General features: G+C 70.1%; 13 protein-coding genes. 8 read left to right on the forward strand and 5 right to left on the reverse strand.

What is annotated here, in order from left to right:
- Positions 1-53: 53 nt before the first annotated feature.
- On the forward strand, positions 54-431 hold the full coding sequence (locus ACZ3I3_RS25220) for a hypothetical protein (RefSeq protein WP_467368594.1): 378 nt from the start codon (positions 54-56) through the stop codon (positions 429-431).
- 43 nt (positions 432-474) lie between these two features.
- Here the strand turns inward: ACZ3I3_RS25220 and ACZ3I3_RS25225 are convergent, their stop codons facing one another.
- On the reverse strand, positions 475-1,110 hold the full coding sequence (locus ACZ3I3_RS25225) for a TetR/AcrR family transcriptional regulator (RefSeq protein ID WP_467368596.1): 636 nt from the start codon (positions 1,108-1,110) through the stop codon (positions 475-477).
- 233 nt (positions 1,111-1,343) lie between these two features.
- Here ACZ3I3_RS25225 and ACZ3I3_RS25230 point away from each other — a divergent pair, with 233 nt between their 5' ends.
- The 4 genes from ACZ3I3_RS25230 (at position 1,344) to ACZ3I3_RS25245 (ending at position 5,640) form a co-directional block, all read left to right on the forward strand.
- The gene (locus tag ACZ3I3_RS25230; RefSeq protein WP_467368598.1) at positions 1,344-2,321 is read left to right on the forward strand and encodes a tetratricopeptide repeat protein; all 978 of its coding nucleotides are present in this window, start codon (positions 1,344-1,346) and stop codon (positions 2,319-2,321) included.
- Positions 2,322-2,943: 622 nt separating this feature from the next.
- Positions 2,944-3,576, forward strand: coding sequence for a DUF6230 family protein (locus ACZ3I3_RS25235; protein WP_356924460.1), 633 nt, complete (start codon positions 2,944-2,946; stop codon positions 3,574-3,576).
- 119 nt (positions 3,577-3,695) lie between these two features.
- Positions 3,696-4,259: a DUF6114 domain-containing protein gene (locus tag ACZ3I3_RS25240; RefSeq protein WP_243379332.1), complete on the forward strand. Its 564-nt coding sequence runs from the start codon at positions 3,696-3,698 to the stop codon at positions 4,257-4,259.
- Positions 4,249-5,640: a hypothetical protein gene (locus ACZ3I3_RS25245; protein WP_467368600.1), complete on the forward strand. Its 1,392-nt coding sequence runs from the start codon at positions 4,249-4,251 to the stop codon at positions 5,638-5,640. Before ACZ3I3_RS25240 ends, ACZ3I3_RS25245 begins: the two co-directional genes overlap by 11 nt.
- 104 nt (positions 5,641-5,744) lie before the next feature.
- Here ACZ3I3_RS25245 and pyk read toward each other — a convergent pair whose 3' ends face one another.
- From pyk to pta, 3 genes are all read right to left on the reverse strand, one after another.
- Entirely contained in the window at positions 5,745-7,172 is a 1,428-nt protein-coding gene (pyk, locus tag ACZ3I3_RS25250) for a pyruvate kinase (RefSeq protein ID WP_467368602.1), read from the reverse strand.
- A gap of 74 nt (positions 7,173-7,246) precedes the next feature.
- Positions 7,247-8,461, reverse strand: coding sequence for an acetate kinase (locus ACZ3I3_RS25255; RefSeq protein ID WP_467368604.1), 1,215 nt, complete (start codon positions 8,459-8,461; stop codon positions 7,247-7,249).
- Positions 8,458-10,560, reverse strand: a complete 2,103-nt coding sequence (gene pta, locus ACZ3I3_RS25260; protein ID WP_467368606.1) for a phosphate acetyltransferase — start codon at positions 10,558-10,560, stop codon at positions 8,458-8,460. The genes ACZ3I3_RS25255 and pta overlap by 4 nt, the downstream gene beginning before the upstream one ends.
- 235 nt (positions 10,561-10,795) lie before the next feature.
- On the opposite strand from pta, the gene ACZ3I3_RS25265 reads away from it, so the two are divergent.
- The gene (locus tag ACZ3I3_RS25265) at positions 10,796-11,821 is read left to right on the forward strand and encodes an ATP-dependent 6-phosphofructokinase (protein ID WP_020276077.1); all 1,026 of its coding nucleotides are present in this window, start codon (positions 10,796-10,798) and stop codon (positions 11,819-11,821) included.
- Positions 11,822-11,850: 29 nt separating this feature from the next.
- Here the strand turns inward: ACZ3I3_RS25265 and ACZ3I3_RS25270 are convergent, their stop codons facing one another.
- On the reverse strand, positions 11,851-12,588 hold the full coding sequence (locus tag ACZ3I3_RS25270) for a helix-turn-helix domain-containing protein (RefSeq protein ID WP_467368608.1): 738 nt from the start codon (positions 12,586-12,588) through the stop codon (positions 11,851-11,853).
- 186 nt (positions 12,589-12,774) lie between these two features.
- Here ACZ3I3_RS25270 and ACZ3I3_RS25275 point away from each other — a divergent pair, with 186 nt between their 5' ends.
- Complete coding sequence (locus ACZ3I3_RS25275; RefSeq protein ID WP_467368610.1) at positions 12,775-13,224, forward strand: PPOX class F420-dependent oxidoreductase; 450 nt, start codon at positions 12,775-12,777, stop codon at positions 13,222-13,224.
- 276 nt (positions 13,225-13,500) lie between these two features.
- Positions 13,501-14,838 (forward strand): gluconate:H+ symporter, encoded by a 1,338-nt coding sequence (locus ACZ3I3_RS25280; RefSeq protein WP_467368612.1) that lies wholly within the window; start codon positions 13,501-13,503, stop codon positions 14,836-14,838.
- Positions 14,839-14,861 lie beyond the last annotated feature (23 nt).

Consider the following 14,861-nt stretch of genomic DNA (forward strand, 5'->3'; position numbering starts at 1 on the left):
CAGTGTCCGCACGCACCCGTCAGTGGGCGATTCGCGAAGACTGGAGGACCTCCGTGGAGCCCATCACGGCAGGACTGCTCGCGGCTCTGGCCTCGGGGACGGCCGGTGCGGCCGGTGAACAGATCCGGGCGTCCCTGCGCGACCTCGTCACCCGAAGGGGGTCCCGCTCCGGCGAAGAGGAACCGGCGGTGCCCGCCGAGCCCCCGAGCACCGAGGAGCGGGCCGGGCGGCTCGCCGAGCTGCTCAACGAACGCGCCCGGCAGGACCCGGACTTCGCCGCCGCGCTGGAGACGTGGCGGCGGCGGGCGGACGCGGAGGTCGGATCACGGGCCGGGGACGTGCACAACGAGATCTCCGGCGGGACCCAGGGCACGGTGATCCAGGGCCGGGACATCCACGGCGGCATCACCTTCGGCGGCGGTTCCTCCTGAGCGGGCCGCCGGCGTTTGCCCGGGGGTGACCGGGAGGCACGGTTCAGCCGGCGGCCGCGTGCGCGGCTTCTCCCGCCAGGCCCCTGAGCAGCACCAGGGTGAAGCCGCGGACCCACTCCTCGTCGACCGGCTGCCCGCTCACCAGCGTGCGGTGGACCACCGCTCCCGCCACCATGTCGAAGATCAGGTCCGCGGTGCGGGACGCTGTGGCGGGGTCCGGTTCGGACGGGAGCTCGCCCCTTGCCTGGGCTCGGGACCTGCCCTCCACGACCAGGCGTTTCTGGCGGTCGACCACCGAGGCGCGGATGCGTTCGCGCAGGGCGTCGTCGCGGGTGGCCTCCGCGACCACGGCCATCAGGCCGCTCTTCGCCTCCGGGCGGGCCAGGATGGCGGCGAACTGCAGGACGACGCCCTCGATGTCCGCGGCCAGCGAGCCGCTGTCCGGGAGTTCCAGTTCGTCGAAGAGCTCCGCGACCGCGTCGACGACCAGTTCGTTCTTGCCCGCCCAGCGGCGGTACAGCGTCGTTTTCGCAACCCCGGCGCGCGTCGCGACGTCTCCCAAGGTGAGCTTGGACCAACCCAGTTCGACCAGCGCCGCCCGCGTCGCGGCCAGGATCGCGGCGTCCGCCGTGGCGCTGCGCGGGCGCCCGGTGCGGCTGGCTGGGCTGCGACTCGGCATGACATGACCATAAACCGGCGTTTCCCGTGCGGCCGTGAGGGAGATCACCGGGGGGTGGTGTTCCGGCGGCGGGGTGTGGCATTACGCTACGACTCGTAGCGAAAGCCCGTGAGGGACGTACACGGGCTCGAGCGACCTGGCGTGGGGTGGGGACCCGGCGCCGAAGGGCACCGACCGGCCCGGCTTTCACACCGTTTTTCACACGCGCGCGCAGTACGGGGGAGGATAGACGCATGCAGCCACGGAACATGTCCATGAGCGGAGTCGTCGACCTCGCCGCGGTGAAGGCGGCCCAGGAGGCCAAGGCGAAGGCGGAGCAGGCGCGTGCGCAAGCCGCCCGGGAGGGTGGTACGGGGGCGATCTCCCCGGCCGATCTCGTCATCGACGTCGACGAGGCGGGATTCGAGAGGGACGTCCTCCAGCGGTCCGCCGAGGTGCCCGTCGTCATCGACTTCTGGGCCGAGTGGTGTGAGCCCTGCAAGCAGCTCAGCCCGGTCCTGGAGCGGCTGGCCGTCGAGTACAACGGCCGCATCCTGCTCGCCAAGGTCGACGTCGACGCCAATCAGATGCTGATGCAGCAGTTCGGCATCCAGGGAATCCCCGCGGTGTTCGCGGTCGTCGCGGGGCAGGCGCTGCCGCTCTTCCAGGGGGCGGCGGGGGAGGCGCAGATCCGCCAGACGCTGGACCAGCTGGTGCAGGTCGGCGAGCAGCGCTTCGGCCTGACCGGCCTCGTCGTCGACCCCGAGGCCGAGCCGGGCGGTGGCGCCCAGGCGGCTCCCGAGCGGCCGGCCGGTCCGTACGACGGGCTCCTCGAGGCCGCCGTGCAGGCGCTGGACTCGGGCGATCTGAGCGGTGCCGTCCAGGCCTACAAGAACGTACTGAGCGAGGACCCGGGCAACGAGGAGGCCAAACTGGGCCTCGCTCAGGCCGAGTTGCTCCAGCGCGTGCAGGGCGTCGACCCGCAGCAGGTGCGCCGGGACGCGGCCGAGAAGCCGGCCGACGTGCAGGCGCAGATCGCCGCCGCCGACCTGGATCTGGTGGGCGGCCATGTGGAGGACGCCTTCGGCCGGCTCATCGAGACGGTGGGGCGTACGGTGGGTGACGACCGGGACACCGTACGGATGCGGCTGCTGGAGCTGTTCGAGGTGGTCGGACCCGAGGATCCGCGCGTGATCGCGGCCCGCAGGGCCCTGGCCCGGGCCCTGTTCTGACCAGTCGTTAAACACACGGGCCTGTGGCGCCCATGTGAAACATTTGCCGACAGAGCGTCACCGCGGCCGCGCTTTACCAAAACTTGGTAATCGCGGCCGCTGTTACTACGAGTAAGTCGTGGGCGTTGATCTGTCGGTTTCTGTCCAGCGATCAACAGCTTTGTACCGCCGCTCGGAACCACCCTGTGTCGTCGTCCGAGACCGGGGGGTCGTTGTTCGGTTATCCCGCCGTTACTAGCCAGTAACGAACCCCCTTGTGCGGGCGGCGAGAATGCACCACGATCGGCCACGCTCGGTCCATTCCCGTACCCCGGCAGCCGGTTGGGTCGCGGGACGTCCTGGGTCCCCACCGAGCAGAGCCGGCGGCAGTGGCGCCGGCTCTTGGACAGGGGGGTCTTCGCCCATCCGGCGAAGCCTGTCCAGCAGGGTTGTGCGTGATGCGTGTCAGGCGCGACCAGTGGTTGTCGCTCGGGGGTGATCGCCGGTGATTCGGGCGCTAGTTGCGCCGCCGAGTGCAGGCGCTCTCCTTCCCGAGGACGTAGCACTTCTCCCATCCCTGCACGGCTGAGCCGCGATTCGGGGCGAGCCAGGTCAGGAGATGTACGTCCGAGAAGGAGGAAATATGGAGTCCCAGGTGCGTGGCGGGACCAGATGGAAGCGGTTCGCTGTGGTGATGGTGCCCAGCGTCGCCGCCACGGCTGCGATAGGTGTCGCCCTCGCGCAGGGCGCTCTCGCCGCGTCGTTCAGTGTCTCCGGGCAGTCGTTCAAGGTCACGACCGACCAGCTCGTCGGTACGGGCTTCTCGCAGTACGGCGCCCTCGACGAGGGATACACGATGGACGGCAAGAAGGCCGTTCACCCGGTCGCCGTCTCGTCGTTCAAGCAGGCGACGATCAAGAACCTGTGCCAGTCGGTCGTCACCCCGAACATTCCGGTGCTCGGGAACGTCAGCCTGATCCTGCGTGCGGGTCAGGGTGCGAAGCCGGTCGAGGCCCAGAACCTCTACATCGACGTCGCCGACCTCAGTGCCGACGCGACGTTCGAGAACATCGACATCGGTGTGGCCGCCAAGGACGCCAACAAGGGTCCGGCCATGAGGAAGGGCGAGACGGCGAACCCGTACGGCTTCGCCCAGCAGGCCGACAAGGCGACCCTGTCCGACGTGAAGCAGACGGCGTGGGCGACCACCGCCGGAACCTTCAAGCTCAGCGGCCTGAAGATGTCGCTGTCGACGGGTGTCAAGGAGTGCTACTAAGCACTCGATGACGGGCGGGGGAGCCGGTGGCGCCCCCGCCCGTCCACCTCTCCGGCCGGGCCTTCACGGACGGCCCACATCACCACCACAGCAACGCCGTACCAGGGAGCTGTTTTTCCATGAGCGCCGAGACCCCTGCCGCAGACGGCCAGTTCACTCTCCGGAGGCAGCAGTTCCGCGCCTGGCGGGGTACGCGGCCGTTCTGGGCCGGGCTGTTCGTCCTGCTCAGCGGACTGCCCATCGCCTACTTCCCGTACGCGAACCTCCAGATCGGTCACCTGACGCTGGCGATGGCGACCACCGCGGGTGCCGGTTCCCTGATCATCGGCGTGCTGCTCGTCGTGCTGGGCGTCAGTCTCTGGTTCCAGAAGCACGTCCGCGTCTTCGCGGGTGTCGCGGCGATCCTGCTGGCGCTGGTGTCCATCCCCGTGTCCAACCTCGGTGGCTTCCTCATCGGCTTCCTCCTCGCCCTCGTGGGCGGGGCGATGGCCGTGGCCTGGGCGCCGGGCCCGCCGCCGGCGGGGCAGCTCGCCGGCCACGCGACGACGGGCACGGGCGAGGCTCCCGGCGGCACGGACCACGACACCACGGTGCTGCGGCCCGTGGACGGGGTGGGCGAGCCGAACGATCTGTCAGGAACGAACCCGGCCAACGGGGCGAACGGGAGGCACAGTGCCGGCTGACGAGGTGACCCACGGGGCTGATGTGGAGGCGTCCCGTGTGAGAACCGGGCCGCGCCACGCGGCACCCAAGAAGCCGCTGTTCACCAGGTTCAACAGGCCCGCGGGCAAGGCGATAGCCATGGCCGCGATGCCGACGGCGGTCCTCATGGGCATGGGCTTCACATCCACGCTCGCCATCGCCGACAGCGACAGCCCGGCGAAGCCGACGTCGAAGAGCCTGACGGCCGACGAGTACAAGGAGTGCGTGGCGGCCCTGGAGGACGCCAAGAACCCCAAGGACGACGACTCCGCCTCGCCCACGCCGTCCCCCTCGGCGAGCGACGGCTCGAAGGACGACGACGCCGGCCAGGACGAGACGGCTCCCACACCGTCCCCCTCGTCCGGCGGGGGCGGCACGGGCGCGGACCAGGACGACTCCTCTTCGCCGGATTCAGGTTCCGGCGACGAGGCCGAGCCGAAGCCGAGCCCGTCCACCAGCGCGCCCGCCGAGGACGACTCGGCCGCCACCCCGTCCCCGTCGCCGTCCGAGAGCGGCGGCAACGTGCTGGAGGACATCGGCGACGCCATCGGGGGCATCTTCAACGGCGGGAACAAGGCCGGCGCGAGCCCGAGCCCCACCCCGTCCGCCTCCGCGTCCGAGAACACCGGGACCACGGGCGACGATGCCGCCGGCACGGTGAAGGACACGGCCGAGAAGGCCGCCGGCACGGCCGAGGACACCGTCAAGGACACCGCCAAGGACACCACCGAGAAGGCGTCCGAGACGGCCGAGGACACCGGCGAGGCCGTCGACAAGGCGGCGGAGCGAGCCGAGAAGGCGGCCGAGGAGGCCGGGAAGGCGGCCGGGGAAGCCGGGCAGGCCACCGCCTCGCCCAGCCCGTCCCCGAGCTCCTCCACGGACGCCGAGGACTGCCCGGCCGCCACCGACGCCGAGGGCGGCGTCGACAACAAGGTGCCGCTGCCGGACGACCCGTGGTTCCTCAACGCCAGCTCGCTGACGCTGAAGGGCGCCGACTACCAGGGCGTCGTCGAGGTGCGCACCGCCAACGGCACCGTCAAGAAGGTCCTGAAGTACGTCATCTCCGGCGGCACCGACATCGGCGACCTCCACCAGACGGTCGAGGACAAGCAGTCCGGCAAGACCTACCACGTGCAGGCGGCCAAGGGCTCGACGTCCACGATCCGCGACGGCGACACGGTGATGTACACCGAGAGCATCTCCGGCAACCTGCTCGGACTGATCCCGATCACGTTCGACCCGGAGCACCCGCCGCCGCTGAACATCCCGCTGATCTACTTCACCAACGTGAAGGTCCAGCAGGCCGGCCAGTTCGGCGGGACGCTCCACGTGCCCGGGCTGCACAACTACATCACCGACTGAGCGCCTCTCAAGGCCCGTTCGGGAGCCGCACACGCCGAGGGCGCCCCCTGGAAACCCAGGGGGCGCCCTCGGCGCCGTACACAGGCCCTCAGGCCCTTCGCGGGTCAGCTCTTGGCGCCGCCCAGGTGGTGGACGCGCACCATGTTGGTGGTGCCGGGGACGCCGGGGGGCGAGCCGGCGGTGATGACCGCGATGTCGCCCTCGTTGAAGCGGTTCAGCTTGACCAGCTCCTGGTCCACCAGGTCGACCATCTCGTCGGTGCTGTTCACGAACGGCACCACGTACGGCTCCACGCCCCAGCTCAGCGCCATCTGGTTGCGGGTGCCCTCGTCGGTGGTGAAGGCGACGATCGGCTGGGTGGCGCGGTAGCGGCACAGCCGGCGGGCGGTGTCGCCGGACTGGGTGAAGGCCACCAGGACCCGGCCGCCGAGGAAGTCGGCGATCTCGCAGGCGGCGCGGGCGACCGAACCGCCCTGCGTACGCGGCTTCTTGCCCGGGACGAGCGGCTGCAGGCCCTTGGACATCAGCTCCTGCTCGGCCGCGGTGACGATCTTCGACATCGTCTTGACGGTCTCGATCGGGTACGCGCCCACGCTCGACTCGGCGGACAGCATGACCGCGTCGGCGCCGTCCAGGATCGCGTTGGCCACGTCGGAGGCCTCGGCGCGGGTCGGACGGGAGTTGGTGATCATCGACTCCATCATCTGGGTCGCCACGATCACCGGCTTGGCGTTGCGCCGGCACAGCTCGATCAGGCGCTTCTGCACCATGGGGACCTTCTCGAGCGGGTACTCGACGGCGAGGTCACCGCGGGCGACCATCACGCCGTCGAACGCCATCACGACGTCCTCCATGTTCTGCACCGCCTGCGGCTTCTCCACCTTGGCGATGACCGGGACGCGGCGGCCCTCCTCGTCCATGATGCGGTGCACGTCCTGGACGTCCTTGGCGTCCCGGACGAACGACAGCGCGACCAGGTCGCAGCCCATGCGGAGCGCGAAGCGGAGGTCCTCGATGTCCTTCTCGCTCAGCGCGGGCACGTTGACGGCCGCGCCGGGCAGGTTGATGCCCTTGTGGTCGGAGATGACGCCGCCCTCGATGACGATCGTCTTCACCCGGTGGCCCTCGACCTCGGTGACCTTCAGCTCGACGTTGCCGTCGTTGATGAGGACCTGGTCGCCCTTGGTCACGTCGCCGGGCAGGCCCTTGTAGGTCGTCCCGCAGATCGTCTTGTCGCCCGGGACGTCCTCGGTGGTGATGGTGAACTCGTCACCGCGGACCAGCTCCACGGGACCCTCGGCGAAGGTCTCCAGACGGATCTTGGGGCCCTGGAGGTCGGCGAGGACCCCGATGGCCCGGCCGGTCTCCTTGGCGGCGGCACGGACCCGGTCGTACCGGCCCTGGTGCTCGGCGTGCGAGCCGTGGCTGAAGTTGAAGCGGGCCACGTTCATGCCGGCTTCGATCAACGCGACAAGCTGCTCGTGGGAGTCGACCGCGGGGCCGAGAGTACAGACGATTTTCGAACGGCGCATGGGGGCGATCCTATCGGTTTGTTTCGCAACGGAATATTCCGTCTGGCGGAAAATACAAAAGGGCGGGATGCCGCTCAGGTGTGATTCCCCGAACCAATTACCAGCGCGTAGGTCTGTGTCGCGATCTCCAATTCCTCGTCGGTGGGCACCACCGCCACCGCGACCCGGGCGCCCTCGGGTGAGATCAGCCGCGCCTCGTCGCCGCGTACGGCGTTGCGCTCGCCGTCCACCGCCAGGCCCAGCTCCTCCAGGCCCGCCAGGGCGGCCTCCCGCACGGGCGCCGCGTTCTCGCCGACGCCGGCGGTGAAGGCCACCGCGTCCACCCGTCCGAGTACGGCGTAATAGGCGCCGATGTACTTCTTCAGGCGGTGAATGTAGATGTCGAACGCCAGCTCCGCCTGCTCGTCGCCCTCGTCGACGCGGCGGCGGATCTCCCTCATGTCGTTGTCACCGCACAGTCCGATCAGACCACTCTTCTTGTTGAGAAGAGTGTCGATCTCGTCGGCGGACATTCCACCAACACGCATCAAATGGAAGATGACGGCCGGGTCCATGTCTCCCGAGCGCGTACCCATCACGAGCCCCTCCAAAGGCGTCAGTCCCATGGAGGTGTCCACGCAGCGTCCGCCCCTGACGGCCGAGGCGGACGCCCCGTTGCCCAGGTGCAGCACGATCACGTTCGTCTCGGCGGGGTCCTTGCCCAGCAGCTCGGCCGTCGCCCGGGAGACGTAGGCGTGCGAGGTGCCGTGGAAGCCGTAGCGCCGGATGCGGTGCTCGTCGGCCGTCTTCACGTCGATCGCGTAGCGGGCGGCCGACTCCGGCATCGTGGTGTGGAACGCGGTGTCGAAGACCGCGACCTGCGGCAGGTCCGGGCGCAGCGACTGCGCCGTGCGGATGCCGGTGAGGTTGGCCGGGTTGTGCAGCGGTGCGACCGGGATGAGCCGCTCGATCTCGGCGAGCACGGCGTCGTCGATCACGGTCGGCTCGGTGAAGGACTTGCCGCCGTGCACCACCCGGTGCCCGATCGCGGCCAGTTCGGGTGAGTCCAGGCCGAGGCCGTCCTTGGCGAGTTCCTCGGCGACGGCCTTCAGGGCCGCGTCGTGGTCGGCGATCGCCCCGCCGCGCTCCCGGCTCTCGCCGCCTGCCGGGGTGTGCTTCAGCCGGGAGGTCTGCTCGCCGATGCGCTCGACCAGACCCACCGCCAGCCGGCTGTCGTCGCGCATGTCGAGCAGCTGGTACTTCACCGACGAGGAGCCGGAGTTGAGGACGAGGACGCGGGTGGGGCTCACTGGGCGGTTGCCTTCTCGCTCGGGGACGGGGCGGGGGACTGGGCCTGGATCGCCGTGATGGCGACCGTGTTGACGATGTCCTGGACGAGGGCGCCCCGGGACAGGTCGTTGACCGGCTTGCGCAGGCCCTGCAGCACCGGGCCGACGGCGATGGCGCCGGCCGAGCGCTGCACGGCCTTGTAGGTGTTGTTGCCGGTGTTCAGGTCGGGGAAGATCAGCACGCTCGCCTGCCCTGCGACCTCGGAGCCGGGCAGCTTGGTCGCCGCGACCGACGGCTCCACGGCGGCGTCGTACTGGATCGGGCCCTCGATCCTCAGGTCGGGCCGGCGCGTGCGCACCAGCTCGGTGGCCTCGCGGACCTTGTCGACGTCGGCGCCCGAGCCGGAGGTCCCCGTGGAGTACGACAGCATGGCGATCCGCGGCTCCACGCCGAACTGCTCGGCCGTGGTCGCCGACTGGATGGCGATGTCGGCGAGCTGCTGGGCGTTCGGGTCCGGGTTGACCGCGCAGTCGCCGTAGACGAGGACCTTGTCGGCCAGGCACATGAAGAACACCGACGAGACGATGTCGGCGTCCGGCTTGGTCTTGATGATCTCGAAGGCCGGGCGGATGGTCGCGGCCGTGGAGTGCACCGAGCCGGACACCATGCCGTCGGCGAGGCCCTCCTGGACCATCAGCGTGCCGAAGTAGTTCACGTCCGAGACGACGTCGTACGCCAGCTCCACGGTGACGCCCCGGTGGGCGCGCAGGGCCGCGTACTTCTCGGCGAAGGCGTCCCGCAGGTCGGAGGCGGCCGGGTCGATCAGCTGGGACTCGCCGAGGTCGATGCCCAGGTCGGCGGCCTTCTTGCGGATCTGGTCGACCGGACCGAGCAGGGTCAGCTCGCACACGCCCCGGCGCAGCAGCACCTCGGCGGCGTGCAGCACGCGCTCCTCGGTGCCCTCGGGCAGGACGACCCGGCGCAGGTCGGAGCGGGCTTGCTCCAGCAGCTTGTGCTCGAACATCATCGGCGTGACGCGGTCGCTGCTCGGGGCGGAGACGCGGCGGGCGAGGTCGGCGGTGTCGGCGTACCGCTCGAAGAGGCCGAGTGCCCGCTCCGCCTTGCGCGGGGTGGCCGCGTTCAGCTTGCCCTCCAGGGAGAACAGCTGCTCGGCGGTGGGGAAGCTGGTGCCGGCCACCGACAGCACCGGGGTGCCGGGCGCGAGCCGGTCGGCGAGGGTGAGGATGTCGGTGCCGGGCACCTCGTCCAGGGTGAGCAGCACGCCCGCTATCGGTGGGGTGCCGGCGCTGTGCGCGGCGAGCGAGCCGACGACCAGGTCGGCTCGGTCGCCCGGGGTGACGACGAGGCAGCCCGGGGTCAGGGCGCCCAGGAAGTTCGGCAGCATCGCGCCACCGAAGACGAAGCCGAGCACGTCCCGGGCCAGCCCGGAGTCGTCGCCGAGCACCACCTTCGCGCCGAGGGCGTGGCCGATCTGCGAGACGGTCGGGGCGGACAGCGCGGGCTCGTCGGGCAGGACGTAACAGGGCACGGGGAGCCGGGAGTCGAGCTGGCCGGCGATCTCGTCGCGGTCCTCGCGGGCCACCCGGTTGGTGACCATGGCCAGGACGTCGCAGCCCAGGGTGTCGTAGGCGCGGTAGGCGTTGCGCGTCTCGGCGAGCACCGACTCGACGGTCTGCTTGCGGCCGCCCACGACCGGGATCACGGACGCGCCGAACTCGTTCGCAAGCCGGGCGTTGAGCGACAGCTCGTCCGGGAGCTGGGTGCCGGCGTAGTCGGTGCCGAGGACCAGGACCACGTCGTAGTCGCGGGCGACCAGGTGGAAGCGGTCGACGAGCGTGGACACCAGCTCGTCCGTGCCGGCCTCGGCCTGGAGGGCGGACGCCTCGTGGTAGTCCATGCCGTAGACGGTCGCCGGGTCCTGGGTGAGCCGGTAGCGGGCGCGCAGCAGCTCGAAGAGGCGGTCGGGCCCGTCGTGGACGAGGGGGCGGAAGACGCCCACCCGGTCCACCTGCCGGGTGAGGAGCTCCATGACCCCCAGTTCGACGACCTGGCGGCCGTCGCCGCGGTCGATGCCGGTCACGTACACGCTGCGGGTCACGCGCGCTCTCCGTTTCGTCTCGAATGGGGGTACACATCAAGCGGTACACATCAAGCCAATGGCTATCCAGCCACGGGCACAAAAATCGCCCACCGAGGTGAGCAGAACCCTCTTGACAATACCTCCGCCGATAGATAAGGCGCCCGTCAGCCTCGGGGTGCGACGCCGGGCTGTCGAGCGTGAAACAATCGGCAGAGGCTCACCGGTATCAACAGCGAGCAGGAGACACAGCACGATGCGTATCGGAGTTCTCACCGCAGGCGGCGACTGCCCCGGCCTGAACGCCGTGATCCGGTCGGTCGTGCACCGGGCGGTCGACAACTACGGCGACGAGGTCATCGGCTTCGAGGACGGTTACTCGGGGCTGCTGGACGGCCGCTACCGCACCCTCGACCTGAACGCGGTCAGCGGCATCCTGGCCCGCGGCGGCACGATCCTCGGCTCGTCCCGGCTGGAGCGCGACCGGCTCCGCGAGGCCTGCGAGAACGCCTCCGACATGATCCACGAGTTCGGCATCGACGCGCTGATCCCGATCGGCGGCGAGGGCACGCTGACGGCGGCCCGCATGCTGTCCGACGCGGGTCTGCCGGTCGTGGGCGTTCCGAAGACGATCGACAACGACATCTCGTCGACCGACCGCACCTTCGGCTTCGACACGGCGGTCGGCGTCGCCACCGAGGCGATGGACCGCCTGAAGACCACCGCCGAGTCCCACCAGCGGGTGATGGTCGTGGAGGTCATGGGGCGCCACGCGGGCTGGATCGCGCTGGAGTCCGGCATGGCGGCCGGCGCGCACGGTATCTGTCTGCCGGAGCGGCCCTTCGACCCCGCCGACCTCGTCAAGATGGTCGAGGAGCGCTTCGCCCGCGGCAAGAAGTTCGCCGTCGTCTGCGTCGCCGAGGGCGCCCACCCCGCCGACGGCACCATGGACTACGGCAAGGGCGCCATAGACAAGTTCGGCCACGAGCGCTTCCAGGGCATCGGCACGGCACTCGCCCACGAGCTGGAGCGACGGCTCGGCAAGGAGGCCAAGCCGGTCATTCTCGGCCACGTCCAGCGCGGCGGCTCACCCACCGCGTACGACCGCGTGCTCGCCACACGGTTCGGCTGGCACGCGGTGGAGGCCGCGCACCAGGGGCAGTTCGGCAGGATGACCGCGCTGCGCGGGACGGACATCGTGATGGTGCCGCTCGCGGAGGCCGTGACCGAGCTGAAGACGGTCCCGAAGGACCGCATGGACGAGGCCGAGTCGGTCTTCTAGAGCGGCCGGCCGACCGGCTCGGTGCCGGGCTAGGCCGGGCTCTTCTGGATCCGCGTCCAGAAGTGCTCGACGATCCGGTCGAGGAAGTCCCGTGCCGTGTCACCGGCGTCGCTGCTGCCGCCGCCCCAGCTCAGGGTGGCCGCCATGTGCCCCTGGTAGTCCTGGTGCAGCCCCTGGAGGGCGCCCTCCAGGAACGGCCGGTCCAGGGGCACGACCTTGGCCACCGGGCGCACGTAGGCCTGCCAGCGGGTGGTGACGGCGTTGCGCAGCAGTTCGCCGAGCTTGGCGTCGCGGCCCGTGACGGTGACGAAGTCGGGCAGGCGGAGGTCGAGCAGATCGGCGAGGGCGGCGGACTGGCGGTCGGTGCCGCGCCAGGTGTCGGTCTCCTCCATCCGCAGATAGGCGTGGAGTTCGTGTCCCACGGCGCGGGCCACGTCCTCGGGGGCGAAACCGCGGGCGATGCGGTGCTCGCGCAGGGTGCGAGGGCTGCCGATGAGTTCGCCGGGCGAGCACCACAACACCCCCGCGAGTGCGGTGAGTTCGGAGCCGGAAGGGGCCGCCGCCCCGCGTTCCCAGGCCCTGACGTGGTCCGGGGTGATGTGGGGGTGCCCGTAGGAGACGCGTATGTCGTGGGCGACGTGCTCGGGTGTCATGCCGAGGGCCGCGCGCAGCCGGCGGGCGGCGGGGGCGTTGAAGGGCGGGGGCGTCGGGGTGGCGGGCACGGAGTGGGGTGCGGGCTGGCTCGGGCGGGCTGAAGGTCGGCGCACGGGCCACAAGCTAGGGGTGCGGGGCTGTGATGACTACGGTCTGTTCGGCCAGGATCACGGATTGTAGGAAGCTACGGCTACCGGCGGGTTCGACCGGGGCTGAAGATCGTCTGTCGGCCGGGGCGGGGGTGCGGCGAGGATGGCGCCGGGCCTGGTGAGCATGGGCCCGGAAAGGCGGCCACTCGGATGAACGGCAAGCTCAAAGGGCATATTCGCGAGCGTCTCCTCGCGACGAACTTCTGGCATCTCGCGACGGTGGGTGCGGACGGTGCGCCCCAGGTGTCGCCCATGTGGGCGGACATCGAAGGGGAGTACGTCATGGTCAACACGTCCGTCGGGCGGGTGAAGGAAGAGAATCTGCGGCGCAATCCGTACGTTTCGCTGTCCCACCACGACCCCTCCAACCCGTACGACCGGGCGGAGATCCGGGGGAAGGTCGTCCGGTTCGTGGAGGGCGAGGAGGCGGAGCGGGCGATGGACCGGCTCGCGCGGAAGTACCTCGGGGAGGACCGGTATCCGTGGCTGCTGCCCGGGGAGCGCCGGGTGATGCTGCTGATCGAGCCGACGCGGGTGCGGAGGCTGGAGGGTGTGGAGCCGTTCCGGGCGGGTGTCCTGCCGGACGGGGCGGCCGGCTAAGGGCGCAGTGCGTGGCTGGGCGGGTCGGACAGGTCCGACCCGCCCTTTTCGTTCGCGGTGCCCCATCTGCTCTACTCGCTCAGCGATGCCGCGAGACGGGCGGCGGCTTCTCGCCCGCTCGCTGTTTGATCAGGCCTTCCGGGAACTTCTTCCTCGGCGCGTGAATCCGTGATCACCCGGCCATTGACCCGGCACGTTCACCCACTTAGCCTCCATCTTCATACGTGGACGCCGTCTGCATATAGGGATGGGACACCGGTTCAAAGGGGAACTGCCTTGCCTCTGCTCGTAGTCGGGATCAGCGTTCTGGTTCTGCTCCTGCTCATGACCAGGCTGAGACTGAACGGCTTCGCGGCCCTGCTGCTCGTGGCGGTCGGGGTCGCACTCGTCCAGGGGATACCGGTGGCGACCATCCCGGACGTCCTCTCTGAGGGCATCGGGGATCAGATCGGCGACACCATGCTGACCATCGGACTCGGCGCCATGGTCGGCCGGGTGATGGGGGACGCGGGCGCCGCGCAGCGGATCGCCGGCAAGCTCCTCGACGCGTTCGGACCGCGCTGGGTCCAGGTCGCCATGGTGGTCACGTCCATGCTGATCGGCGTGACCATGTTCTACGAGGTCGCGTTCGTCATCATCGTGCCCATCGCGTTCACCCTCGTCAGGGTCACCGGCGCGAAGCTGCTGTGGGTCGGGCTGCCGATGTCCATCGCCCTGTCCACCATGCACAGCTTCCTCCCGCCGCACCCCGGCCCCACCGCCGTCGCCGCGACCTTCCACGCCTCCGTCGGACTGACGCTGTTCTACGGCCTGTTCGTCGCCGTGCCCGCCGGTGCGCTGATCGCCCTGACCTGGCCCCGTCTTCCGTTCGTCGCGCGGTTGACGCCGGCCATCCCCAAGGGTCTGGTCAGCGAGCGCGAGTTCAGCGACGAGGAGATGCCGGGCCTCGGCTGGTCGCTGATCGTGGCGATGTTCCCCGTCGTGCTGATCGTGGCCGCCGCCGTGACCGACATGGCCGCCTCCGGCGAGAGCCCGTTCCTGAACGTCGTCGCCTTCGTCGGGTCGGCGCCGATCGCCCTGCTGCTGACCCTGTGCCTGGCGGTGTGGGCGTTCGGACCGCGGATCGGGCGCAGCCTGAGCGACGTCGGCGCCTCCTGCGGCTCGGCGGCTCAGGCCATGGCGATGATCCTGCTGGTGATCGGCGCGGGCGGGGCCTTCAAGAACGTCCTCGTCGAAGGCGGGATCTCCGACTACATCAAGGACGTCACCGACGGCTGGTCCATCTCGCCGATCGTCCTCGCCTGGCTCGTCGCCGTCATCCTGCGCATCGCGCTCGGCTCGGCCACGGTCGCCGTCGTCACGGCCTCCGGGGTGGCGCTGCCGCTGCTGGCGGGCAGTGGGGTGCACCCGGAGGTCATGGTGCTGGCCGTCGCCTGCGGCTCCATCGCCTTCTCCCACGTCAACGACCCCGGGTTCTGGCTGTTCAAGGAGTACTTCAACCTGTCCGTCATCGAGGCGATCAAGGTCCGTACGTCCTATACGACCGTGCTCGCCGTGCTCGGGCTGGGCGGGGTGCTGGTGGTCGAGTGGGTCCTCGACGTCCTGAGCCTGTGAACCACATTCCGGTCTGTGAATTC

The organism is Streptomyces sp. NPDC016851 (assembly GCF_055562795.1).